The organism is Geobacter benzoatilyticus (genome assembly GCF_017338855.1).
GTDB lineage: Bacteria > Desulfobacterota > Desulfuromonadia > Geobacterales > Geobacteraceae > Geobacter > Geobacter benzoatilyticus.
The window spans coordinates 1,659,556-1,681,877 of the sequence record NZ_CP071382.1 but is presented as its reverse complement, the minus strand read 5'-3'; the positions used below and the strand labels follow the sequence as shown (position 1 = coordinate 1,681,877).

The following is a 22,322-nucleotide window of genomic DNA, read 5'->3' as shown; positions in this document are numbered from 1 at the left end:
GCAAAAGAATGCCAAAAATCAGCACAACTCTTGGTCCATTTCTAACCAACCAGTTCGGCGACCGCTATCTCTACACAGTCAACCGCGACGCCTTTAACAAAGTCGGCTCCGATACCCTCTACCATACTTATTTTGGTGACAAGCTCTCGGCCGAGTACCATTTCAATATCATTATAGGCACAGATTCCGGCATGCTGGTCAGATACATCATCAAATCTGGAATACCTATAGGATCGCGCTTTCTTTTCATCGAGTTACCTGATGTCCTCAACGCCCTGCAAGAATCGGAACTGCTGGAGAACCTTCCCTCAGGAGTTTCCGTTACCACCCCCGAATTGTGGCGGGAACAGGCCGGCGACGATGAGATTACCGACTTCGTATTTCTGGATTCAATTTTCCTCCACGAATCTCTCGCCTCGGCCGATGCAAATCTCCCCGACTACCGGGATGTTTCCTGGGCTGTCAACCAACAGCTATTGAAAAATATCCACCGGTTACAGGTAGCCAGCAACAGTTCCCCGTTCATACTGAAACAGTTGGAAAACCTCCCGGAAAACCGGCTCGCCGTTTCCAATACCCTGCACAACATCTTCTCCGGCCGGACTGCAATCGTTCTGGCCGGTGGGCCATCGCTCAATGCAGCGTTCCCCTGGCTCAGGGAAAACCGCGATCGGCTCGTCGTAATTGCCGTTTCGCGTATCAGCCGGATACTTCTGGATGAAGGGATAATTCCCCACATAGTCGTATCGGTAGACCCCCAGAAGATCAGCTTTGAAGTAAGCAGAGAGATGCTCAATTTTGCCAATCTCCCCACGCCGCCCATTCTCGTCAACAGCTTCCATATATCCCCTCTTCTCCTCAGCCAATGGCAGGGGAAATCAGTATACAGCGGTCCCCTATTCCCCTGGGAAACCCACTTGAACGTCAACACCCTTTCCTTCAGCGGCCCCACCGTCAGCAACTATGCATTCTCCCTGGCGGTACACATGGGATGCACAACAATCGTTCTCGCAGGCGTCAACTTCTGCTACTCCGCGGAAGGGCAGACACACGCCTCCGGCAGTAACGAGAACAAGGTGGGACCGGACCTGGGGCGGATGGTTCCCCGTGTCGAAACCTATGGCGGAGCTCACGCGGACAGCAACGAAGGATATCTGGAAGCCCTTGAAGAAATGATTGTGCAGGCGGAATGGGCAACCGATCTCGGCTGCCGGATCTACAACTGTTCGCTCAATGCAGCAAAGATTCCACACGTGGAATACAAGCCCCTTGACGAACTGGAACTCCCCTCCACCGACTTGAGCACTAGCGACATACTGTCCTCATCCATTCCCGAAGCATCTCCCAGAGATCGAATCACCCACTACCGGGCCACCAGCAGGGAATTGAGGCGTGTCAGGGCCAAAATGCAGGAGATACTCAACTTGGCTAATGACGCTCTTCGGCACTGCGATGGGCTCTTCGGACGTGACGGCAGGAAACAGGATTTTCGGCACAAGATTCATATGGATAAGATCGAGCGCCGCCTTGACCGGAGTCTCGGCGACTACACGAAGCTGGTTAAGCAGTTCGGCCTCAAACGCTTCCTTGCCGGTCTCAAGGGGGCATCCAATGCAGAGGAAATGACCGATGAGCAACTCGAAACCGCTACCCGCCAGTACTATGAAACATACGTCGAGGGGACTGAAAACCTGATCAAACTTTTGGATGCTACGGCCGAAAGAATAGCCTCAAGACTGGAGGAAGAAAAGGATTCTCCCAATTTCAACGTTCTGACCACTCAATGGGAAAAGGATCAACAATTCGGGCGGGTTCATACCTGGAGCCATCGCAACCCTCGAGCTGCGGCGTCACTGACGTCCGCCGAAAAGGAAAAGGTGCGGGAACTCGAAACGGAATTCAACCGCATCATGACCGAGGAGGAAACAACGCAAATCAAATTGCTTGAAATGGGGCACGATGTCAGCCTTACCCGAAGCAAGGCGCTGCTCCTTTTCAGGCGGGGCGCACAGTCAGAACTCGAGGCCATGGTCCTTGGGCTCCAAAAGCACCCCGACCAGGAAAAGACACTCCCCTATCTCCATTTTGTCAACGGTCTCCTTGCGGAACTGCGGGATGCCCCCCAGGAAGCAGTTTCTCATTATGAAAACCTGTTCACCGACCCTCCCCATGCGCTGACGGAAGACACACTGCTGCAGTTCGCATCCCTTACAATGAAGCACCACGACCTGGACAACTCTCTCTTGGCCTTGGAGTGTCTCTCAAACATATCCCCCTCCTATCTCCCGCCCTATGGCGATCTGCTCAAGGCTGCGGGAAGATTCGAGGACGCTTTCGACGTTTACAACCGCTATCTGGGATTTGCGCCCGATGACGTTACTGCACTTCTCACCCTTGGCCTCTTCTGCAAAGAGGCGGGAATGAACGAACCTGCCATAGATCTCTTCCGGCGAGTACTCACCAAGGCCCCCGATAACAGCGCGGCACTCTCTCTACTTCAGGAGCTGGAATCTCTCCCGGACTGAACCCACTATTTCAACAAAAAATGCACGGGATATAACTTCCCGTGCATTTTCGTTTACGCTCAAAAGCAAGCTTTGCCGTATCAGGCTGAATCGTTCACAGTATGAGACCGCCCTGAAGGTCGTCCTTCGTAGGCGTAAAGAGCCCTTCGCCCCTGTGTCAAAGCTGCAAGATCACCCTTGATGACAGAAAGCTGTTCCCTGGCAAGGGCAATGACGAGTGAATCGGTTTCCTGAATTCTTCCGGCGAGAACAGCCCTCGACTCCCTGAGCGCTTTAAGCCTATTGAGTTCATCCCCTTTCGCCCGCTCCTCCAAAATGGCTATCCTGCCTTCGAGCTTGAGAAACCGCTCCAGAATCTCCTCGCGTCGGCGAATCGTTTCTTCAAGAGTTTCGGGAGAGGAAGTGTCAAAATTCCTAAGGAGGCCCAACGCCTCCTCAAGCAGTTTTCCCAAAAGCTCATCAGCTTCGGCAGTAAGTGTTGATACTTCCGAAAAATCCATAGGCTAAACCGCCGCCTGAGCCGGCAATCGCAACTCAGGAGCGCCCCCGGCAATACGTTCCTTACGCCAGATTTCAATGGCCTCGGCCCAGGTCTCCCGCAGGGCCGACAGAATTTTGAGGACATTGTCCAGAGACTTCACGGAATTGTTGATATTCGCAGCGGTATACTCATCAATGATATAGATATAGAGCTGCTCCAGCCGTTTCGACATCTCACCGCCCACGTCGTGGTTCAGCGTATTCATCAGTTCCGTGACAATGGCGAGGCCCTTACCTATGAATCTTGCCTTTTCCGCCACATCTCCCTGCTCCATCTTCTCACGGGCAATACGCGTAAAGTTTATGGCTCCATCATAAAGCATCAGTAGAATCTTCTCCGGGCTTGCCGTAGTCACCTGAGTATCCTGATATTGATTGAACGCTGTTACCATTCTTGTAAACCTCCTGGTTGACGCGCTTCTACTTTAAAACTGTCACTAACTGCTGACAGCGGCAGATGTTATAGCGTTGATCATACTGCTCCCCTGTGCGCTCAGGGTGCTGATCAGGGTTTCCATGGCAGTGAATTTTGCAGTAAGGACCTTTTCCCGCTGCTCCATGCGGAGTTCCATGGATTCTATCTGCTTGTCAATATCCTTTATACTATTGGTGAGCCCTGAAATCCTGGTTTCAATGAGGCCGTTCAGGTTCGACCCCTCGGTGTAGCTGTGGGTAAACCGGTCCAGAACAAGATTGAACTGCTGAGCGAGCCCATATTGATCATCCGCCAACCCCGCAGTGTCGCCGTTGTGCGTGAAAAGATCAACCACTCCCTCAAAATCATTCTTCAGGGCATCCGAAAGCTTGGTTGCATCGACGGACAGAGTTCCAGTTTTCGAGTCAGTGGTAATACCGATGGACGCCAGGGTTGAAAAACTGCTCACTCCGGAAACCGGGGTAGTAATCAAGCGCTGCAGTTGTGTCTGGACGGTACGCAGAGTGGCGTCGCCGGACAGGGCACTGCTTGTCTTGCCGGTGGAATCATAAACTGTCTGTTTATTGATAAGCGTCAGGGCATCGTTGAATTCCTTAACGAAGCTGTTGATCTTCTCCGTGACGTTATCGGCATCATTGGTGATCGCAACCGACGTGGCAGATCCCTCTTTGAGAAGGGACAATGTTACTCCCTCAAGAACATCAGTTACGGTATTGGAGGTTCGGGTAATGGAGACGCCGTCAACCTTGAAGCTCGCCGCAGTTCCTGCCTGATAGGTCGGATCGCCCGGCCCCAGCAGTGTCGGCGCAAGGGATCCGGTACCACCGGCCGGAGCTGTAGATAAGCCACTGAAATCAATGGTGTAGTTCTTGGTGTCTTTACCTGTCACGACCAAACGATATGGCGTGCCGGAACCGTCATTGATGATTGAAGCCGTGACGTTTGCATCTGAATCGTTGATCGCCGCAACAATTCCGTTAAGGGAGTTCTGCCCTTCGGCGATATTTATGGTTGTAACCGTTCCCGTCCCGTCGTCGATAGTGAATGACCCGGTATTGAAGGTGAGGGACGAAGCACTGGCATAACCGACTGAAACCTGCCGCTGGGAACGGGCAAGGGTAGTTACCTCAACGGTATGCACCCCCTCCATGGCCGTACTGGATGCCGATGCAGTCAGAACGGAACTGTCGCCAATCTCCGCCTTGACCCCTTTAAAGGTTGAGCTGGTCTTTATACTCTGAGCTGATGATTGGAACTCTGTCAACGCCGTTTTGATCTGTTTATACAGATCAATCTGACTCTGGAGCTTTGTCTGTTTAGTCTGAAGAAGCCGCTCAGGAGCACGCTCCAGATACATGAGCTGAGTGATGAGCGACTGGGTATCGATGCCGCTTGCCAACCCGCTGAAACTTATTGTTCCCATTATGTGCTCCTCCCTGCTGCAAACTCTGCAAATACGATACCAGACTCTGCCTACGGAGCATTAGCGCCCCTTCCCGAGAGAACCAACCGGGATCGCAACTCTTCTGTTTATAAATATCGGCCGGAACGTCAAAAACTTGAATGGTATTTAGCGCCATCATAAAAAAAGGGGAGGCCGAAGCCTCCCCCACTAACAATTAATGCTTTTGTACTATTAGCGCAGCAGAGACAATGCGTTCTGCGGCAGCTGGTTCGCCTGAGACAGGATGGCAGTGCCGGCCTGAACCAGGATCTGACCGCGGGTAAGAGCTGCGGACTCTTCGGCCACGTCTACGTCGCGGATACGGGATTCGGCAGCCGATGTGTTCTCCACTGAAACCTGGAGGTTGGCGATAACCGACTGAAACCGGTTCTGTGCGGCACCGAGGTTAGCGCGTTGTTTAGACACCGTTTGAATGGCGGAGTCAAGTTTAACGAGCATAGACTGAGCAGCGGTGGCAGTGGTAAACCCAGCGGTTACGCTGAGAGCAGTAGCATCCATTTTCGCAAAGGAGACGCCAATACGGTCGACAGCGGCAGCGTTCTTGATGCCAACCTGAATATTGATCGTTTTTGCGGCTGAAAGCAAACCAATGCCGTTGAACTTGGTCGCATTGGCAATACGGGTGATTTCAGAAGCAAGGCGACCAAATTCGTTATTGATGTAGGAGCGCTGAGCTGTTGCGAGGGTACCGGTGGATGCCTGGGTTGAGAGTTCGCGCATACGGCCCAGGATGTTGCTCACTTCGTTCAGGGCACCTTCAGCTACCTGAACCATGGAGACGCCGTCATTGGCATTGCGGACAGCCTGGTTCATGGAGCGGATGTCTGCCCGCATCCCCTCGGAGATGGCGAGGCCAGCGGCATCGTCGGCGGCGCTGTTGATCCGAAGGCCAGAAGAGAGGCGCTGCAGGGATTTGTTGAGTGCTACCTGGGTTAGGTTGAGGTTGCGCTGTGCATTCAGGGACGGTACGTTAGTGTTGACTGTGAGTGCCATGGTATAATTCCTCCGTGAGAATGTTTTGGGGTTTCCGTACCCCATTAGAGTGTGCGCTCGGTCGGCCTTGCCGTTTCCCGCCTGGGCACCATTGGTAGCCGGCTTGATCTCCCTTGCGCTTACTGCCTTTAGTTTAGGTATCGGTATCTACGAAAAAAACTTTAGGGAAATTTCAAATAAAAATTTTTTGCAAAATATCTGACAAATATACTGACAAATATATCTGACAAATCCATAAAAAAGAGGAGGCCGAAGCCTCCCCCAATATCAATTAATTCTTTTATACTATTACCGCAGCAGTGACAATGCGTTCTGCGGCAGTTGGTTCGCCTGGGACAGGATGGCCGTACCCGCCTGGACCAGAATCTGGCCGCGGGTAAGAGCTGCGGACTCTTCAGCCACGTCTACGTCGCGGATGCGGGATTCGGCGGCCGAGGTATTCTCCACGGAAACCTGGAGGTTGGCGATGACCGACTGGAACCGGTTCTGGGCAGCGCCAAGGCTTGCGCGCTGCTTGGATACCGTTTGAATGGCTGTATCAAGCTTGGTAAGCATGGCTTGGGCAGTTCCTGCTGAAGTAAAACCGGAAGCTATACCCAGTACCGAAGCAGTCATTCTTGTAAGTGCCACGCCGATCCGGTCAACAGCCGCGTTATTCTTGATACCAACCTGGATATTGATTGTTTTTGTGGAGGCAAGTAGATCAATACCGTTGAACTTGGTCGCATTGGCGATACGGGTGATCTCGGAAGCGAGACGGCCGAATTCGTTGTTGATGTAGGAGCGCTGAGCTGTTGCGAGGGTACCGGTGGATGCCTGGGTAGAGAGTTCGCGCATACGGCCCAGGATGTTGCTTACCTCGTTCATGGCGCCTTCAGCAACCTGAACCATGGAAACCCCGTCATTGGCGTTGCGAACGGCCTGGTTCATGGAGCGGATGTCTGCCCGCATCCCCTCGGAGATGGCGAGACCGGCGGCATCGTCGGCGGCACTGTTGATCCGCAGACCGGAAGATAGGCGCTGCAGTGACTTGTTGAGGGCTACCTGGGTAAGGTTGAGGTTGCGCTGGGCGTTCAGGGACGGTACGTTGGTGTTGACTGTGAGTGCCATGGTGTAATTCCTCCGTGAGATTGTGTTGGGGTTTCCATACCCCATTAGCGTGTGCGCTCGGTCAATCTCGCTGTTCTCCGCCTGTGCCCCATTGGTAACCGGCGGGATTTCCCTTGCGCTTGCTGCCTTTAGTTTAGGTATCGGTGGTAGCGAATTAAACTTTAGAAAAAATTTGCGTCACATCGTTTTTTTTCAAAAAAGCCTTCCGGTCATCACGGAAGGCTCTGATTACAGCACGTTGGTAACAGTGAAATTATCGCGAGCAACAGGCCCCTGAATTCTTATCGACTGTATCCGTACCAAAGAGAGGAAACTTGGTGGGGAACCGGTTTCCTTCAAGGACAATCTGCTTCGCAAGCATCCGGTTGGGATTTAGAACGACCGGTCCTTGCAGGTTCACAGTGATACTTCCTGATTCGCCGGCAAGCGTCACCACAAGGAGGATAACAACCTCCGTTTTCTCGTCGAGAGCCAGTCGCGTATATTCCTCCGACGTGAGGGAAACAGCGTAATCGGGGAGCACTTGTTGCGCGTCCACCACCACAAAAGCAAGGGCTGGATCGTCCACGGATTGGAGCCAACGGAAGGGAGTCGGTTTCTCCGGAGTAAGAAGGATGAAGCGGGTTCCGGTAAAACCCAGCATGCCGTCAGGCAAGGTAATTATCTTGTCATCTTCAATATCAATCTGACCAAAACGAGATGTTTCTATTTTCACGGCGATTACTCCTTCCCGGCACCGGCAAAACCGACGGCATTCTCAAGATCGTCAAGGCTCCAATTGGCAGCCATCTGGTTTTCCTTCTGGACCTTGAGGTAGATTTCCTCCCGGTAGATGCGCATATCGCCGGGGGCCTCGATGCCGAGCCGCACCTGGTTTCCCTTCATCTCCACCACCTTGATCCGGATCTGATCGCCGATGGTAATCGTTTCGCCCATTTTTCTCGTTAATACCAGCATGATATGTGCCCTCCTGGCGCTTTCTCTCTTACGTGAGATAGTCGAGAAGCGAAACCTGGGATACTTTAGCCGAGGCCGCAATGGCGGCCTGGTACGCCGTCTCCTGTTTGGACAGGTCACTGATGACCTGCATGATATCGATATCCTGCTTGTCGGACATGATTTTTGTGGTGCTGAACTTCATATCCTCGATGACGCTGTTGGCCGCATCGAGGCGATTCCTTCGGGCCCCGATATCAGTGCGGAATGCGAGAATCTGGGAAAGGCCGTTATCAAGCTCGGTAATCTGATTCTGCGCCGTGGTCATGTCATTGGAGCCAAGGGCGGTGATAAGGTTGTCGAAGGCGGCAACGATGTCGGTGCCGGAACTCCCCGGAGGAGTCCCCCCCCTCAGGAGATCGGCGCCGGAGTAGTTGATCTGGATCGGAGCGCCCCTATCCACCTCCACCATCATGGCATCATTGGTGCCGAGAAAGTTTCCCGTGGTGTCGAACGCCGGGGTGTCGTTCTTGAATCCGCCGAAGATGAACTTGCCATTGAGCTGGGTATTGCCCATCTGAAGGAACTGCTGCTTCAGCTGCGTCAGCTCGTTGATGCCGGCGGTGACTGCGTCAGGATTGTTGGTGCCGGTGACCATTTGGAGAGTGAGCTCCTTGGCCCGGGTAAGGACGTTCCCCATCTCGGACATGGCCGACTCACCCATGGTGAGCCAGGCGATTCCGTTGGAGATGTTCCTGCCGTACTGGTCTCCGGCGGCAATCCGTGCCTTGAGGTTGAGTATCTGCTGGGCAGTCACCGGGTCATCACTGGGCTTGCTCACTTTGAGCCCCGTGGAGGCCTGCTGCTCAAGCTCTTCCGTTCTTCTGCGAATCACCTGCAGGTTGTTCGCCACAAGATTTGCCGTCGTGTTCTGGGTTACGCGCATGTCGCTTCTCCGTTCATATGCCTCTAGCGGATGAGGCCGAGGATCGTGTCCAGCATCTCGGTGCCGACGTTAACCAGCTTCGCAGCCCCTTCGTAGGCCTTCTGATATTTAATCAGGTTGGCAAGTTCCTCGTCCAGGGAGACCCCGGACTGTGATTCCCGCAGGGTGTCGAGCTGCTTAATGATTCCCTCGCTCAGGTCCGAAGAGCGCTGGGCATCCTGCACGGCAACGCCAACCTTCCCCACCAGGGCATTGTAGAAGGCTTCCATGGTCATGTTACCGCCGGAGGTGGCCAGCACCTTGTCATAGACGCTGGCGATGGCCCGGGAGTTCAGGTTGTTGCCGGTACCACCAGTGACCGGATCAACGCTGGCAGCAGCGATGTCGGCGGTTTTCGAGATGGCGAGCTGTATACCCCCGATGCCGCTGTACCCGCTCGTGACTGTCGGGGCAGTAAAGAAATCGAGCCCCGTGGAGCTATTAAGGCCAAATCCTGCCGAGTGGAGACTGTTGACTTCCGTAGCCAGAGAAGAGGCCAGTTCATCCAGGTCGGAGAGGAAACCGTTGACCAGCGAATCGCGTACCTGGAGAGTCCCCCCCATGCGCCCCTGGCTGTTGTTTGGACCGCCGACGATGCTGCTGATGTCGACAGCCGTATTATCACCGGGAGAGGTGGCGAAGATCTTGTAGTATCCGTTGTTAGCGGCATCGGGCTCGAGGGACAGCTCCGCGGCCTTGTTGCCGAGCACCAGCGGCGGACCGAGACTGAGGCTGACATTGAGGGTCCCGTCGGTTTGTTCCAGATAGGTGATTCCCACCTTTTCCGAGAGCTGCCGCACCAGCAGGTCCCGCTGGTCGCGCAGTTCGTTGGCCCGTGCGCCCCGGATCTCAATCAGCTTAATCTGATCGTTGAGGGAAGCAATCCGGGTGAGGCTCTCATTAACATCGGAGGTAATCCCCTCCAGGGACTGGTTTGCTTCGCGCTTGATGTCGGTAAGGTAACCGTTGATCCGGTGAAACTGGTCCACAACCTGCTGGGCACGGGCCAGAACCGCCTGCCGCTCAGGCTGCCCCTGAGGGTTGGCGGTCAGGTCTTGCCAAGCGGCAAAAAATTCCTGCATCGACTTGCCGAGACCGTCGGCGGTGAACTCGTTGAAGAGCTGCTCGGCCCGCTTCATGGAGGCAAGAACCGTGCTGCTCCAGCCAGTAGTGGAGGCTTCGGTCTTTAGCTGGGTCTGGAGAAAGTCATCGTAGGCCCGCTGAATCTCCGCCACGTTCACCCCGGTCCCGAGGGGGAAGCCCCGCTCCTCGGTGACGAACGAGGTCTGGAAGATAGTAGTCTGCCGCGAATAGCCGGGAGTATTGACGTTGGTGATGTTCTCGCTGGTTACCTCAAGGGCGAGCCGTTGGGCGGTGATGCCGCTCTTGCCGATATCGAGAATGCTCTGGATGCTCATGGGTCAGATCTCCTTGCGGAGTAAACTTGAGTTGGCGCCACGCTCCACCATTTGTCCCGAACCTCCATAGGTTTCTGAAACGGTGAACCGGCTCTTGAAAAAGGCAAGGGAGCGATTGATGGTGGTGAGGGAGCTCCCCAGGAACCGCCGGTTTTCTTCCGTCATACGGCGGATCTCAGCGGCAAGGGTTGTGAGTATTTCCTGCAATTCCTCCAGCTCGGCCTTATCCCGAAGGGTGCTGCGGGCGATTATGGGGGAGAGAGTTGCGGTATCGGCCAAGCCAAGGCGCGCAGCTTCGAGGGCCATGAACTGACGGCAATTGCCATCGATTTCCTTCATGGAGGCAGCCACCTCGAGCTTTAAGGTAGTTGCTCCATGGAGCCGTTCGGTATCGCAGCTGATAATCGCCTCGCGCTCTTCCGCAAGCAGCCGGAGCATTTCCTCCATTGTCGCTTCGCGGGCGTGCAACGCTTCCATCAGGTTCGTCATTACATGTGCCATTCGCGTCCTCCGTCCTGCTACCGGAAAAGGGCCAGCATCTTGCCAGCGACAAGCCGGCTGTCAACCTGGTAGGTGCCGTCCGCCACCTGCTGTTTTATGGCCGCTACCCGGTCGGCACGCACGGTTTCTTCTGCCGGGGCGACCTGCTTCAGCCGCTCCACCTGCATCTTGCCAAGGGAAAGCTCGACCCGGTCGGAGGCTGAGACCGATGCGGCAGCGGTGGACGGCACAGCCGCGGCTTTCTTCTCCACATCAGGGGAGCGTAAGGCAGCAGTACTGGAAAGCGATACAATATCGTTGGTTATGGTCATTCTTTTTCTTTACCTTTCAAAACCGTAATAGAGGCCTTTTCAGTGCGGCGAACCGCATCCTCCATAAGCTGTTTTTCAATCATTGAGGCAAGCCCGATCCCCCCCTGGCTCGTGGCGATGGCGGTGGCATATTCCTGATCGAGCATCGACTGGAATATCTCTTCTCCCTTGCCTCCGCCGGTGAGTTCGTTTTTCCCCACGGTATCGCGCATCGACTTGATCATCATGCCGACGAACATGGCCTCAAACTCGCCCGCAACCTTGCGGGCAGCCTTGGCGCTGTTCTCCCGGGCGGCCAGCTGCCGGGCACGGGATGTGTCGGTTTCCTGGATCAGGGTCTCTGGAGCCATAGAGATCTGCATACTCTTCCTTTCGGCAAACACCGCGAAAACTTGAGCAAAAAATGCGAGACGTAATGCCTCGCATTTTTCACAGCATGTTGCATGCCAAGCACTAAATCACTTCCACCTCAGCCTGCATGGCGCCGGCGGCCTTGATGGCCTGAAGGATGCCGATCAGATCCCTCGGGGTTACGCCAAGGGCATTGAGCGCCCGGACCACCTCACCGATGCTGGCGCCCTCCTTAACCACGGCAAGCCCGCCGCCGCTTTCATTCACCTTGATCTCCGTACGGGGGACCACGGCCGTCTCTCCGGTCCTGCTGAAGGGAGCAGGCTGGGACACCTTGGGGGTTTCCTTGATGAAGAGGGTAAGGTTACCGTGGGACACCGCCACTGTCGAAATTCTGACATTGTCGCCAATGACGATGGTTCCGGTCCGTTCGTTGAGGACCACCTTGGCCATGGCATCGGGACGGACCTCAAGCCGCTCCATGTCGGAGACGAATTCCACAACCCGCCCCTTGTAGGATTCGGGAAGGGTCATCATGACCGCGCCGGGATCGGAAGCTGCTGCAACGCCCCCATTGAATCGCTCGTTCACGACTTTGGCAATGCGGGTGGCAGTGGTGAAATCGGGCTGGTGCAGGTTCAGGCGAAGCTGCCCCCGGTCTGCCAGCACGTTGGGGAGTTCAAGTTCCACCAGGCCGCCATTGGGGATGCGCCCCGCCGTGGGATGATTCTTCTGCGCCGACGCCGCCTGACCGCCATAGGAGAAGGAGTTCGTAAGCACCCCCCCCTGGGCCACGGCATAGACACGATTGTCGGCCCCCTTGAGCGGTGTCATGAGGAGGGTGCCGCCGGCGATGCTCTTGGCATCCCCCATGGACGAAACAAGGGCGTCTATGCGGGTCCCCTGCTTGGCAAAGGGGGGAAGATTGGCGGTCACCATGACAGCGGCAACGTTCTTCACGGTAATGTCGGCACGGTTGACCGTTACCCCCATCCGCTCAAGCACGTTCACCAGGGACTGGACCGGGAATTCGGTCTGGTCGCTGTCGCCGGTGCCGTTGAGTCCCACCACGAGGCCATAGCCGATGAGCTGGTTCTCCCGCACCCCGTCGAAGCTGGCGATGTCCTTGATCCGGACCGCCAGGGCCAGTTGGGGGAGGGCCAGAAGAAGTGCCACTATGCAGATAATTTTTTTAATCATGTTTTTTCCCAAATCACTGCCGGTTCCGGAAGTGTGATTTTTTCGCAAGGTCAAGGCGGCCAAGGAATTCCGCGGAGGCGTACCCATCGGTACGCCGCACAAGGAAATTCCGCAGGCCAACGCCGAGATTGCGGAAAAGGCGCACTTCTCTCCACTAGAAGGGCCAGATATAATCCAGAATATTCAACAACCACCCCGGCCGCTGCCGGTCGCTGATGACCCCCTCGCCGGTGTAGGTAATGCGGGCATCGGCAATGAGGCTGGAGTTGACGGTATTGTCGGGAGAGATATCCCGGGGGCGAACGGTCCCCTGAAGGACGATAATCTGATCTTCGTTGTTCACCTTGACGTTACGCCGCCCCTCGATGAGGAAATTGCCGGTGGGAAGGACGTCGATGATCTTGGCGCTCATGGTTGCAACGAGGTTTTCCTTCCTGGTGGTGGCTCCGCTCCCCCCAAAGTTGGAATTGCTGCTGGCCCCCAAAAGGTTGTTGAGGTCTGCGTTCCACACCTTGCCCAGGAGCAGTTTCTGCTTTTCCAGCCCCATCAGATAGGGAATGCTTGCCGAAATGCCGGCCGAGCGGTCCGTATCGGTTGTGGCCTCTTTACTGGCGCTGGCCTGCTCCACAATAACCACGGTGATGATGTCACCCTTGCCCCGGGCCTTATGGTCAGCGGTTAATCCCGCCGATGCCGCCTGCCAGATGGAACCGTTGGCGTAGGAGGGTTGGGGGGCCGGTAGCTGCTCGTCGAAAGAAGGAGATCTCACTTCAGCCTTCTCGATGGCACACCCGGCCAATGCGAGACAAAGTATTGACACTGCCAAACGTTTCACTGACTTACTCCTAGAGGCCGGGACCGGGTATCCGGGACCGGGGACCGGAAACACCTAGAAATCCACCTGCACTGTACCTGAATCTATAACCCTCGCCGGTACTTCTTTGAGGGAGCCCAGATTCTGGACTTTCACTATGTCCCCCTCGGCGCCGTTGCCCCGAGCCTTGCCGGTAGCGGTGAGACGCATGGCCTGATTCTCGATTACGATGGTTACCAGTTGACCGCTCTTCACCAGGGGCACCTTCTCAAGCTGCTCCCCTCGCAGCGGCATATTGGCTCTCACCGGCATTCGCGCCCGCTTCCCCACCACCTCTTCCGCGCTTTGATATACCCGGCCCGAGAGAGATGAGAGGTCACGCCGCTGAACAGTTACATCATCAGGGCCGATCACGTCGCCCCTCTCCAAAGCACGGAGCACCACCACCGTATCGGCAAAAGCCTCCACCTCGACCGGTATAGTAAGGTTTCTTTCGACCCGGCCGTTTACCCGTACAATGAGAGCCAGGTTAGCCTTGCCCCAGCCTTCCCAGCGGCTCGGCGCAGCCACTTCAAAGGATACTTCGCCCGGAGGAAGCTTCAGATCGCCCTGGAAGCCTATGCGGCGAAGGGTTGTATCAATGCCGAGCCCCTCGGTTTTCTGGCGGACGAATTCGGTGACTGCGTCCTTCACCTTAGAATTGGAAATGGTCTGGGTGGCCGGGGCGGCAAACGCCGCCGTCGCGACCGCCAGCACCAGCACTGTCATCAACGTAACCAATCTCATATCTGTCTTTCCCGGTCCCCGGTCCCTGGTCACCGATTCCAGCTTTTTACCGCTTCAGGCTGTTAGCCGTCTGAAGCATTTCATCAGCGGTCTGCACAGCTTTTGAGTTCACTTCATAGGCCCGCTGCCCCGTGATCATGTTCACCATCTCTTCCATGACGCTCACGTTGCTCATCTCAAGAAAGCCCTGGGCGGTGGTGCCGATGCCGTCCTGACCGGGAGTGCCGGTGGTGGCGTTGCCGGAGGCGTCAGATTCCTGAAAAAGGTTCTTGCCCATTGCCAGAAGCCCGGCAGGATTGGAAAAGGTGGCCAGTTGGATATTCCCCACGTTGGTGGGGCTCGTCTGCCCAGCCTGGGATACCGAGACGGTTCCGTCATTGCCGATATTGATGGCCGTGGCGTTATTGGGAATGACGATTTCCGGGCTCAGGGGATAGCCGTCGGAAGTAACCACGCGCCCCTCGCTGTCACGCTTGAAAGCGCCGGACCGGGTATAGGTGGTGGTGCCGTCGGGCATCTGGATCTGGAAGAACCCGTCCCCCTCAATGGCCATGTCCAGCTCGTTGCCGGTCTGGTTGATATTGCCGATGGTGAAGATCTTGGTAACAGCCGCAAGCTTGGCTCCAAGGCCTATCTGAATGCCGGTGGGCACTTCGGTTGAGTTGGTGGAAGGAGAACCGGTGGTCTTCATGTTCTGGTACATGAGATCCTGGAAATCGGCCCGGCTCTTCTTGAACCCCGCGGTGTTGACGTTGGCCAGGTTGTTCGCGACGACATCGATGTTCGTCTGCTGGGCCTGCATCCCTGAGGCCGCCGTCCACAGTGCTCTGATCATGTTTTTCTCCTTTTTTGTATCTGTACACCATGTAGGGGCGCGGTTTCCGCGCCCTGGGCGTGGGAACCGCGCCAATACCGAATCAAATTATATTTTTCCTATTTCATTTGCCGCCTTGCCGGTCAGGTCATCGTAGGCCTTGACCACCTTGGAGCACATTTCGAAGTAACGGTTTGTCTCGATGAGCTGGACCATCTCCTGAACGGTATTCACGTTTGACTCTTCCAGAGCACCCTGCATCACCTTCTCGCCGGTCACCGGCTGGGGCGTGGCCTGGGGGTCGGTCGGAACGAACAGGGCGCTGCCGATTTTCTGCATTGCATAGGGTTTGGGGAAGTCAACCACTTCCAGCCGCCCCACCTGGCTTCCATCCACGAAGACCTCGCCCCTGCCGTTGATGTCCACCTTTCCCCCAGCAATAACGATGCCGCCCCCCACCTGGGCACCGTCGGAGGTCACCAGGCGGCCGGCCGAATCCAGACGGAAGTTCCCCTGCCTCGTGTAGGCCCGCTGCCCATCGGCCGTGGTAACGGCAAAGAAACCATCGCCGTCGATGGCCAGGTCAAAGGTATTGCCGGTCTGTTTCACGGAGCCGGGGGAATAGTCGGTAAAAAAGACCGTTTCCGAATAGACCGGCGCATCGGTCCCGCCCCCTGCGCGGGGCTGTGCCCCAACCGCCTGGAGCATCCCCTCGAAGGTCATCCGGTCTTTTTTGAAACCGGGGGTGTTGACGTTAGCCAGGTTGTTGGACAGGACATCCAGCCGCTTCATTGCCGCGATGTTCCCCGTGAGTGCCGAATAGATGCCGCTGTTCATAGAATTATCCCCGTTCGGTTGACATTGTAGGGGCGCCGCTTGCCGCGCCCTTTGTTTGCATGCCAAGAAGGGCGCGGCAAGCAGCGCCCCTACCTCATGTTTTTCATCTTCGCCCGCAGCCGTACGATTGCCTGGCTGTGGAGCTGGGAGATGCGCGATTCCGATAGTTCCAGCACCGCGCCGATCTCTTTCAGGTTCAGCTCTTCGTAATAGTAGAGGGTGATCACAAGCCGCTCCTTCTCTGGGAGCCCCTCTATGGCCTCGGTCAGCACATCGAGCATCTGCCTGGCCATGAGCTGGCTCTGGGGATTCTCGACTCCTTTGTCCTCCAGGATGTCCAGAAGCCCGAAGGGGCTACCGTCCTCATCCTCCCAGGATTCGTCGAGGCTCACGAAGGAAAGGAGATGGATCTCCTCCAGCATGTGATGGTATTCCTCAACACTTATCTCCAGGGAAGTGGCCACCTCTTCGCTGGTGGGGTTGCGGCCGAAGCGGTGCTCGAGCATTGCAAACTCACGCTCCAGCTTCTTGAACTTGTCCCGCAGCGACCGGGTGAGCCAGTCCTGGGATCGAAGCTCGTCGAGAATGGTCCCCCTGATCCGCTGCTCCGCAAACGTCTTGAACTGAACCCCACGGGAAGGATCGAACCGCTCGGCGGCGGTAATGAGGCCGATTACGGCGGCGCTCATGAGGTCCTCCTGGTCCAGGTGGGGGGGTAGCTGGGAGGCAATTCGTCCCACCAGAAACTTGACCAGCGGCAAGTGGGATACGATCAACTCGTCGCGGGACTGGGCCGACGAACGCTGAGCCTCCTGCTCGTATGCCTTAACAAGACAGTTCATAGGTTCTCCGTTTCGGCCCCGGCGCCGAGGAATCTCCTGAAGAAGAACTGCACGTTACCTTTGATGCGCCTCTCGCCGCCGTTTTCCAGAATCCGCCGGGCAAGCGTAGTGAAGCACCCCGCCGCCGGAGAGTCCGGGCAAAGCTCAAGGACCGGCTTCTGACTCTTCACCGCCTCAAGAATGGCATCGTCCCGCAGTACGCACCCGAGATAATCGAGGGAGATGTCAAGAAACCGACTGGTCACATTGGAGAGTTTGGCGAAAACCTGGAGAGCGTCATCGGTGTCGCGGGCCATGTTGACCAGCACCTTGAAGTAGCGCTCCGAATGCCGCGTTGCCAGCAGCTTGATGAGGGCATAGACATCCGTAATGGAGGTGGGCTCCGGCGTCACCACCACCACGATTTCCTGGGAAGCGGTGTTGAAATAGGCAACGTTTTCGGAAATTCCCGCCTCGGTATCGACAATCAGGATATCGAAATCCTCCTCAAGGGCATCGAGCTCATCCATAATTTTGACACGCTCTTGCAGCCCAAGGGATGTGAAGTCGGGAAGCCCCGACCCGGCCGGGATGATTTTGATTCCTCCAGGGCCATCGGTGACAATCTCCTCAAGGCTTTTCTTGCCGGTAAAAACGTCATTCAGGGTAAAATCAGGGGTCAGCCCAAGGAGGACGTCAATGTTGCCGAGCCCCAGGTCCGCGTCAATAACCAGAACCTTCTTTCCCCCTTTGGCCAGCGCCAGGGCCAGGTTCACGACAACGTTGCTCTTGCCGACCCCCCCCTTGCCGCTGGTCACGGAGATGACCCTGATTGCCTTCTGGTTCAGCCCATCTTGGGCACGCGCCGCCGAAGCCTTGCGCTTTTTGCTTACGGAGGTGGCCAGTTGCCGTAAACTATCGGCCTGGTCTCCTGTCGCCGCCGTTAAGTTCATTCCTTGATCTCCCCAAGTACGAGCCCGGCAAGTTTCCCGGGAGTTGCAATTTCCAGGTCTTCAGGCACCCGTTGCCCTGTTGTGAAGTAAGAAAGCGGAAATTTGGTCCTCAGGTGTGCATTCACGATGCCGCCATAGCTTTCGCTCTCGTCCAGTTTCGTAAAAATGACTCGGGATATGGGCAAAACCCCAAACCGTTCCACCACTTCCTGCAGTTCCCGGTCGCGGGTTGTGGCCGCGAGGCAAAGATGGATCTCGATGGCAAACCGGGACTCCAGGAAACTCCTCAGCTCTTCGATTTTCTCGTTATCCTTGTGGCTTCTCCCCGCCGTATCGATGAGAATCAGATCCTTGTCGGAGTGGAGTTCGATTGCCGCCTCCAGTTCCGCCGGGGTGGTCGCAACCTCCACGGGAACGCCCATGATGCGCGAGTAGGTCTTGAGCTGCTCCACGGCGCCGACCCGGAAGTTATCGATGGTAATGAGGGCTGCCCTGTGGTTTTCCCGCAGGGCGTAGTTGGCCGCCAATTTCGCAATGGTGGTGGTCTTGCCCACCCCGGTGGGACCCACGAGCGCAATTATTCGCGGGCTGTTTTTCTTGAATGCGAGGGGACCTGCACATTTGATAACCTTCTTGAAAGCCTGGGGAAGGAACGAGCGTATCGCCTCCACGGTCCCCCCCTTTTTGGCCTCGGGCTCCACCTGCTCCATCACCGTGCGCACCGCACTCCGCTCGAGCCCCTTGCGGTGCAGCTCACCCATGACCACCCGGAGCGAACCTTTGAAACCGCCCTTGCCGCCTTCGGCCACGGCCGCCGGCTTCACCGGCTTCGCAGCCAGGACCTCGGCTTTCTCGGACTGGGTAACCCCTTCTCCGGCTTCCTTTGCCGCCAGGGTCTTGAAAAGGAGCTTCTTCATCTCCTCCAGATCCTGCTTCTGGATAGTCTTCGGAACCGAGTCGACGGGCACGGAGGGCACGACCTTTTCCGCCGCCGGCGCGGCCGGGGCCTCTGCCTGAGCCTTTGCAGCCGCCTCCTTGCGGGTGAGAACCTCAACCCGCTCGCGCAGGTCTTTCAGCTCCCTGGCCAAGGGGCCCAGCATGGAACTCTCCATCATTTCCTTAGTGGAAATATTCTGTTCCTGAGCCTCACGGTACGGATTCGGCGCCGGTTGGCGCGGTGTCATATCGATACCCGCCGTAACCTGCACCACCTCCTTCGAGAAAAATCCGAGGATCCCCCCCCGGCGCTCTTTTTTTGAGGAGATAATCATGGCATCCGGGCCAAGTTCCGCCTTGACCTTCCGGAGAGCCTCCGACATGTCTACCGCTTCGAATGTTTTAACCAGCATTGAGCGTCACCACCCCTAACGATTGGATTTTGACGTTGGACGGAATTTCGTTGTGCGACAGCACCGCCAGGTTCGGTACGAACCGTTCGGTGAGCTTCTTCACGTGCCGCCGGATTGACGGCGACGCCAGGAGCGCGGGATTGGTCCCCGACTGGTTGAACTTCTCTATCTCCTGCCGGATGCCGGAGAGAATTGCCTGGGCCGTGTTCGGCTCGATGGCCAGATAGCTCCCCTGCTCCGATGGCTGGATTCCCTCGGCCACGATTTCCTCCACCCGGCGGTCGAGGCTTATGATGCAGAGGGTCTCGTCGTCCCGCTTGTACTGGTCGATTATGTAGCGCCCAAGGGCCTGCCGGGTGAACTCCGTGAGCATCTCCGGATCCTTGGTGAGCCCCCCGTAGTCGGCCAGGGTCTCCAGAATCGTCCGCAGGTCCCGGATGGAGACTCCCTCTCGAAGGAGGTTCTTGATGACCCGCAGCACAGTTCCCAGGTTGAGGAGGTTCGGCACCAGTTCGTCCACCACCTTGGGGAAGCTCGACGAAAGGTTGTCCAGGAGCTGCTGAAGCTCCTGGCGCCCAACCATCTCATGGGCATGCTTCTTAATGATTTCGCTGATATGGGTAGCGATAATTGTCGTACTGTCCACCACGGTGTAGCCATAGAGCTGGGCCTGCTCCTTCACCTCGGGCCTGATCCAGATGGCGGGGAGTCCGAACACCGGCTCGGTGGTCCGCACCCCATCAACCTGGCCGGCAACCGCTCCGGAATCCATGGCCAGATACTGCCCCGCCAGCTCGCCTCCGCCCACCTTGGCTCCCTTGATGAGAACGTTGTACTCGTGGGGCTTCAGCTGGAGGTTGTCGTGGATATGGATCGGCGGCACCACGAATCCCATCTTCTGGGCGTATTGACGGCGAATCGAGCGGATCCGCTCAAGGAGTTCCCCTTCCTGGGCCGCATCCACCATGGGGACCAGACCGTAGCCCACCTCCAGTTCCAGCATGTCCAGGGGGCGGATAGACGCCTGTTCTCCCGCCTCTCCGGCCTCCGACGGCGCCGGGAGGGAGGCAAGCTCCTCCTCCATAACCTTGGGAGCCTCCTTGGCCATTCGCCCCCCCATGTACGCCAGTCCCGACAGGAGGAAGAAGGCGAAGTGGGGAAGCCCCGGAATGAGGCCGAAAGCGAACAGAACGCCGGATGAAACGTAGAACGCCTTGGGATAATTGAGGAACTGGCCGGTAATCTCATGGCCGAAGTTTTTCTCGTCGGCCGAGCGGGTCACGATGATGCCGGCGGCGGTGGAGATGATGAGGGCCGGTATCTGGGCCACGAGCCCTTCACCGATGGTCAGAAGCGTGTAGTTCGAAAGAGCTGTTTCCAGCGGCATCCCGTTCTGCCAGACGCCGATGATGAAACCGCCGATGATGTTCACCAGCATGATGAGGATGCCGGCGATGGCGTCTCCCCGCACGAACTTGCTGGCACCGTCCATGGAGCCGTAGAAATCGGCCTCCCGCGACACCCGCGAACGGCGGCGACGGGCTTCTTTCTCGTTGATGAGGCCAGAAGAAAGGTCGGCGTCGATGGCCATCTGCTTGCCGGGCATGGCGTCGAGGGTGAAGCGGGCCGCCACCTCGGCCACCCGGCCGGCGCCCTTGGTGATGACCGTAAAGTTGATAATTACGAGGATCAGGAAGATTACCGCCCCGACCACGAAGTTGCCGCCGACCACGAACTGGCCGAAGGCCTTGATAACGTGCCCCGCCGCATCGGTCCCTTCATCGCCATGGAGAAGAATGAGCCGCGTGCCGGCAACGTTCAGGGCAAGCCGGTAAAGGGTCGTGACCAGCAGCACCGAGGGGAAAACCGAGAAATCCAGCGGCTGCTCGGTATAAAGAGCCACCAGGAGAATGGCGAGGGCAACCGTAATATTGGCGGCAAGGAAAATATCAAGCAGCATTGCCGGCAGCGGAACGATCATCAGGGCCAGGACGCCGATGAGCGCCACAGCCATGTAGATGTCCGAGTTGCTTTTTGCTGGCTGAAGGTCTACTGCTTCGGCCGCCGGAAGTGCCATAAGGTAAAATCTCCTTGGAAATAGAGCCATTTGGTGGCGCGACCTTAAATCTGCAACCGTTGTGCCAGATGGCCCCACAGAGATATTATCGAATGGGCGAACAAGGGAATGTCGCTGGCTGGAGGGAAATTGCTAAAGAAATGCGGGAGCATGCCGATAAGACATATAGCTATTAGAATGTACGTCATTTTGAAATGCTTCCGTCAAGGTTTTGACTTGGCACCTGCTGCCAGGTAGATTCCCCGGTGTCAGCAATACTCATCCCCATACTCCGACACCTTCGTCCAGTCTCCTCACATTCTCTTCAAGACGTATAACTGCTTCAGCAACAGCGAGCCGCTCCCGGACTTCGGCCAGGGGCTTCCAGCCCGCTATTCGCGCCCAATCAAAGCTTGACAACATGCCCCCAATTCACTAACCTGTGAAAAATTTTGGTTAACACTGTTAAGTGCCATGACTCTGCGCGAACGAAGACAAAAACACAAGGTTCTGTTTCGGCAGGAGATCCTTGACGCCGCCCGGGAGCTTTTTTCCCAGATCGGCTACGAACGTTTCTCCATGCGAAAACTTGCGGCAAAAATCGAGCATTCCCCCACCACCATCTATCTTTATTTCCGCGACAAGGACGACCTCCTCTATTCCCTCTGCGAAGAGCTGTTCGCAAAGCTTTTCCAGAGCTACCAGCAGATATCCAAGGGGCATAGCGACCCGATGCAGGTATTGCGCCTTTGCCTCCTGAAGTATATCGAGTTCGGTCTGGCGAATCCCGGCCATTACAAGGTCGCCTTTTTCACCAGCCCTGTCGTCTATGGTTCGCCGACGGAATTTCTGCAAAAGGACAGCATGGGGCGGCGCACCTATTTTCATATTCTCCGGACTGTCGAAGAGGCTATGGCGGCTGACGCGCTCCGAGCCATGGACGCAGACCTTCTCGCACAGACATTATGGACTGCCGCCCATGGAGTTGTGGCATCACGGATTTACACAGCCGATTTCCCCATGGTGGACGCCACCCTCCAGGCTGAGACGCTGGTGGATGGTCTGCTCGCCGGCTTTTGCAAGTAAAAAAATTTTTCGCATCATTTACACTGTTAACTGAA

24 protein-coding genes are annotated in these 22,322 nt (G+C 56.4%); 2 read left to right on the top strand and 22 right to left on the bottom strand.

What is annotated here, in order from left to right; all coding sequences use genetic code 11:
- The first annotated feature begins 8 nt into the window (after window positions 1-8).
- The gene (locus tag JZM60_RS07900; protein ID WP_207165167.1) at window positions 9-2,525 is read left to right on the top strand and encodes a 6-hydroxymethylpterin diphosphokinase MptE-like protein; all 2,517 of its coding nucleotides are present in this window, start codon (window positions 9-11) and stop codon (window positions 2,523-2,525) included.
- 80 nt (window positions 2,526-2,605) lie between these two features.
- Here the strand turns inward: JZM60_RS07900 and JZM60_RS07895 are convergent, their stop codons facing one another.
- The 22 genes from JZM60_RS07895 to JZM60_RS07790 all read right to left on the bottom strand — a co-directional run bounded on the left by JZM60_RS07895 (window position 2,606) and on the right by JZM60_RS07790 (window position 21,624).
- Window positions 2,606-3,025, bottom strand: a complete 420-nt coding sequence (locus tag JZM60_RS07895) for a hypothetical protein (protein ID WP_207165165.1) — start codon at window positions 3,023-3,025, stop codon at window positions 2,606-2,608.
- Window positions 3,026-3,028: 3 nt separating this feature from the next.
- Window positions 3,029-3,457, bottom strand: coding sequence for a flagellar export chaperone FliS (gene fliS / locus JZM60_RS07890; RefSeq protein WP_207165163.1), 429 nt, complete (start codon window positions 3,455-3,457; stop codon window positions 3,029-3,031).
- A 45-nt stretch (window positions 3,458-3,502) separates the two neighbouring features.
- Window positions 3,503-4,924 carry a flagellar filament capping protein FliD gene (gene fliD / locus JZM60_RS07885; RefSeq protein ID WP_207165161.1) on the bottom strand — a complete coding sequence of 474 codons (1,422 nt, stop codon included), beginning with the start codon at window positions 4,922-4,924 and terminating at the stop codon, window positions 3,503-3,505.
- Between the two features lie 213 nt (window positions 4,925-5,137).
- Window positions 5,138-5,959, bottom strand: a complete 822-nt coding sequence (locus JZM60_RS07880) for a flagellin N-terminal helical domain-containing protein (RefSeq protein WP_207165160.1) — start codon at window positions 5,957-5,959, stop codon at window positions 5,138-5,140.
- Window positions 5,960-6,247: 288 nt separating this feature from the next.
- On the bottom strand, window positions 6,248-7,069 hold the full coding sequence (locus JZM60_RS07875; protein ID WP_207165158.1) for a flagellin N-terminal helical domain-containing protein: 822 nt from the start codon (window positions 7,067-7,069) through the stop codon (window positions 6,248-6,250).
- 253 nt (window positions 7,070-7,322) lie between these two features.
- Complete coding sequence (locus tag JZM60_RS07870; protein WP_207165156.1) at window positions 7,323-7,784, bottom strand: flagellar assembly protein FliW; 462 nt, start codon at window positions 7,782-7,784, stop codon at window positions 7,323-7,325.
- A gap of 5 nt (window positions 7,785-7,789) precedes the next feature.
- Complete coding sequence (gene csrA / locus JZM60_RS07865) at window positions 7,790-8,026, bottom strand: carbon storage regulator CsrA (RefSeq protein WP_207165154.1); 237 nt, start codon at window positions 8,024-8,026, stop codon at window positions 7,790-7,792.
- Between the two features lie 28 nt (window positions 8,027-8,054).
- Window positions 8,055-8,951, bottom strand: a complete 897-nt coding sequence (gene flgL / locus JZM60_RS07860) for a flagellar hook-associated protein FlgL (protein ID WP_207165152.1) — start codon at window positions 8,949-8,951, stop codon at window positions 8,055-8,057.
- A gap of 23 nt (window positions 8,952-8,974) precedes the next feature.
- A complete protein-coding gene (gene flgK / locus JZM60_RS07855) occupies window positions 8,975-10,408 on the bottom strand; it encodes a flagellar hook-associated protein FlgK (protein ID WP_207165150.1) in 1,434 nt (477 codons plus the stop codon).
- A gap of 3 nt (window positions 10,409-10,411) precedes the next feature.
- Window positions 10,412-10,909 carry a flagellar protein FlgN gene (locus tag JZM60_RS07850; protein ID WP_207165148.1) on the bottom strand — a complete coding sequence of 166 codons (498 nt, stop codon included), beginning with the start codon at window positions 10,907-10,909 and terminating at the stop codon, window positions 10,412-10,414.
- A gap of 17 nt (window positions 10,910-10,926) precedes the next feature.
- A complete protein-coding gene (gene flgM, locus JZM60_RS07845) occupies window positions 10,927-11,220 on the bottom strand; it encodes a flagellar biosynthesis anti-sigma factor FlgM (protein ID WP_207165146.1) in 294 nt (97 codons plus the stop codon).
- Window positions 11,217-11,582 (bottom strand): rod-binding protein, encoded by a 366-nt coding sequence (locus tag JZM60_RS07840; RefSeq protein WP_207165144.1) that lies wholly within the window; start codon window positions 11,580-11,582, stop codon window positions 11,217-11,219. Before JZM60_RS07840 ends, flgM begins: the two co-directional genes overlap by 4 nt.
- Before the next feature lie 91 nt (window positions 11,583-11,673).
- Window positions 11,674-12,771 (bottom strand): flagellar basal body P-ring protein FlgI, encoded by a 1,098-nt coding sequence (locus JZM60_RS07835; RefSeq protein ID WP_207165142.1) that lies wholly within the window; start codon window positions 12,769-12,771, stop codon window positions 11,674-11,676.
- Window positions 12,772-12,925: 154 nt separating this feature from the next.
- Window positions 12,926-13,606 carry a flagellar basal body L-ring protein FlgH gene (locus JZM60_RS07830; protein ID WP_207165140.1) on the bottom strand — a complete coding sequence of 227 codons (681 nt, stop codon included), beginning with the start codon at window positions 13,604-13,606 and terminating at the stop codon, window positions 12,926-12,928.
- Window positions 13,607-13,660: 54 nt separating this feature from the next.
- Complete coding sequence (gene flgA / locus JZM60_RS07825; protein ID WP_207165138.1) at window positions 13,661-14,371, bottom strand: flagellar basal body P-ring formation chaperone FlgA; 711 nt, start codon at window positions 14,369-14,371, stop codon at window positions 13,661-13,663.
- A 46-nt stretch (window positions 14,372-14,417) separates the two neighbouring features.
- Window positions 14,418-15,206 (bottom strand): flagellar basal-body rod protein FlgG, encoded by a 789-nt coding sequence (flgG, locus tag JZM60_RS07820; RefSeq protein WP_207165136.1) that lies wholly within the window; start codon window positions 15,204-15,206, stop codon window positions 14,418-14,420.
- Window positions 15,207-15,293: 87 nt separating this feature from the next.
- Entirely contained in the window at window positions 15,294-16,022 is a 729-nt protein-coding gene (gene flgF, locus JZM60_RS07815; RefSeq protein WP_207165134.1) for a flagellar basal-body rod protein FlgF, read from the bottom strand.
- Between the two features lie 89 nt (window positions 16,023-16,111).
- Complete coding sequence (locus JZM60_RS07810; protein ID WP_207165132.1) at window positions 16,112-16,864, bottom strand: FliA/WhiG family RNA polymerase sigma factor; 753 nt, start codon at window positions 16,862-16,864, stop codon at window positions 16,112-16,114.
- Window positions 16,861-17,796: a MinD/ParA family protein gene (locus JZM60_RS07805; RefSeq protein ID WP_207165130.1), complete on the bottom strand. Its 936-nt coding sequence runs from the start codon at window positions 17,794-17,796 to the stop codon at window positions 16,861-16,863. The genes JZM60_RS07810 and JZM60_RS07805 overlap by 4 nt, the downstream gene beginning before the upstream one ends.
- Window positions 17,793-19,145: a flagellar biosynthesis GTPase FlhF gene (flhF, locus tag JZM60_RS07800; protein WP_207165128.1), complete on the bottom strand. Its 1,353-nt coding sequence runs from the start codon at window positions 19,143-19,145 to the stop codon at window positions 17,793-17,795. Before flhF ends, JZM60_RS07805 begins: the two co-directional genes overlap by 4 nt.
- Window positions 19,135-21,222, bottom strand: coding sequence for a flagellar biosynthesis protein FlhA (gene flhA, locus JZM60_RS07795; protein WP_207165126.1), 2,088 nt, complete (start codon window positions 21,220-21,222; stop codon window positions 19,135-19,137). The genes flhF and flhA overlap by 11 nt, the downstream gene beginning before the upstream one ends.
- Before the next feature lie 258 nt (window positions 21,223-21,480).
- Window positions 21,481-21,624 (bottom strand): hypothetical protein, encoded by a 144-nt coding sequence (locus JZM60_RS07790; protein ID WP_207165124.1) that lies wholly within the window; start codon window positions 21,622-21,624, stop codon window positions 21,481-21,483.
- A 51-nt stretch (window positions 21,625-21,675) separates the two neighbouring features.
- Here JZM60_RS07790 and JZM60_RS07785 point away from each other — a divergent pair, with 51 nt between their 5' ends.
- Window positions 21,676-22,287 (top strand): TetR/AcrR family transcriptional regulator, encoded by a 612-nt coding sequence (locus tag JZM60_RS07785; RefSeq protein WP_207165122.1) that lies wholly within the window; start codon window positions 21,676-21,678, stop codon window positions 22,285-22,287.
- The last annotated feature ends 35 nt before the right edge of the window (window positions 22,288-22,322 follow it).

Coding starts and splice junctions, on each gene's coding strand:
- flgL (WP_207165152.1), bottom strand. CDS start 8,951: ATGCGCGTAACCCAGAACACGACGGCAAATCTTGTGGCGAACAACCTG.
- flhA (WP_207165126.1), bottom strand. CDS start 21,222: ATGGCACTTCCGGCGGCCGAAGCAGTAGACCTTCAGCCAGCAAAAAGC.
- flgM (WP_207165146.1), bottom strand. CDS start 11,220: ATGACCATAACCAACGATATTGTATCGCTTTCCAGTACTGCTGCCTTA.
- csrA (WP_207165154.1), bottom strand. CDS start 8,026: ATGCTGGTATTAACGAGAAAAATGGGCGAAACGATTACCATCGGCGAT.
- fliS (WP_207165163.1), bottom strand. CDS start 3,457: ATGGTAACAGCGTTCAATCAATATCAGGATACTCAGGTGACTACGGCA.
- JZM60_RS07840 (WP_207165144.1), bottom strand. CDS start 11,582: ATGCAGATCTCTATGGCTCCAGAGACCCTGATCCAGGAAACCGACACA.
- JZM60_RS07790 (WP_207165124.1), bottom strand. CDS start 21,624: ATGTTGTCAAGCTTTGATTGGGCGCGAATAGCGGGCTGGAAGCCCCTG.
- flgG (WP_207165136.1), bottom strand. CDS start 15,206: ATGATCAGAGCACTGTGGACGGCGGCCTCAGGGATGCAGGCCCAGCAG.
- flhF (WP_207165128.1), bottom strand. CDS start 19,145: ATGCTGGTTAAAACATTCGAAGCGGTAGACATGTCGGAGGCTCTCCGG.
- flgF (WP_207165134.1), bottom strand. CDS start 16,022: ATGAACAGCGGCATCTATTCGGCACTCACGGGGAACATCGCGGCAATG.
- JZM60_RS07805 (WP_207165130.1), bottom strand. CDS start 17,796: ATGAACTTAACGGCGGCGACAGGAGACCAGGCCGATAGTTTACGGCAA.
- flgA (WP_207165138.1), bottom strand. CDS start 14,371: ATGAGATTGGTTACGTTGATGACAGTGCTGGTGCTGGCGGTCGCGACG.
- fliD (WP_207165161.1), bottom strand. CDS start 4,924: ATGGGAACAATAAGTTTCAGCGGGTTGGCAAGCGGCATCGATACCCAG.
- JZM60_RS07810 (WP_207165132.1), bottom strand. CDS start 16,864: ATGAACTGTCTTGTTAAGGCATACGAGCAGGAGGCTCAGCGTTCGTCG.
- flgK (WP_207165150.1), bottom strand. CDS start 10,408: ATGAGCATCCAGAGCATTCTCGATATCGGCAAGAGCGGCATCACCGCC.
- JZM60_RS07850 (WP_207165148.1), bottom strand. CDS start 10,909: ATGGCACATGTAATGACGAACCTGATGGAAGCGTTGCACGCCCGCGAA.
- JZM60_RS07875 (WP_207165158.1), bottom strand. CDS start 7,069: ATGGCACTCACAGTCAACACCAACGTACCGTCCCTGAACGCCCAGCGC.
- JZM60_RS07835 (WP_207165142.1), bottom strand. CDS start 12,771: ATGATTAAAAAAATTATCTGCATAGTGGCACTTCTTCTGGCCCTCCCC.
- JZM60_RS07785 (WP_207165122.1), top strand. CDS start 21,676: ATGACTCTGCGCGAACGAAGACAAAAACACAAGGTTCTGTTTCGGCAG.
- JZM60_RS07900 (WP_207165167.1), top strand. CDS start 9: ATGCCAAAAATCAGCACAACTCTTGGTCCATTTCTAACCAACCAGTTC.
- JZM60_RS07880 (WP_207165160.1), bottom strand. CDS start 5,959: ATGGCACTCACAGTCAACACTAACGTACCGTCCCTGAATGCACAGCGC.
- JZM60_RS07895 (WP_207165165.1), bottom strand. CDS start 3,025: ATGGATTTTTCGGAAGTATCAACACTTACTGCCGAAGCTGATGAGCTT.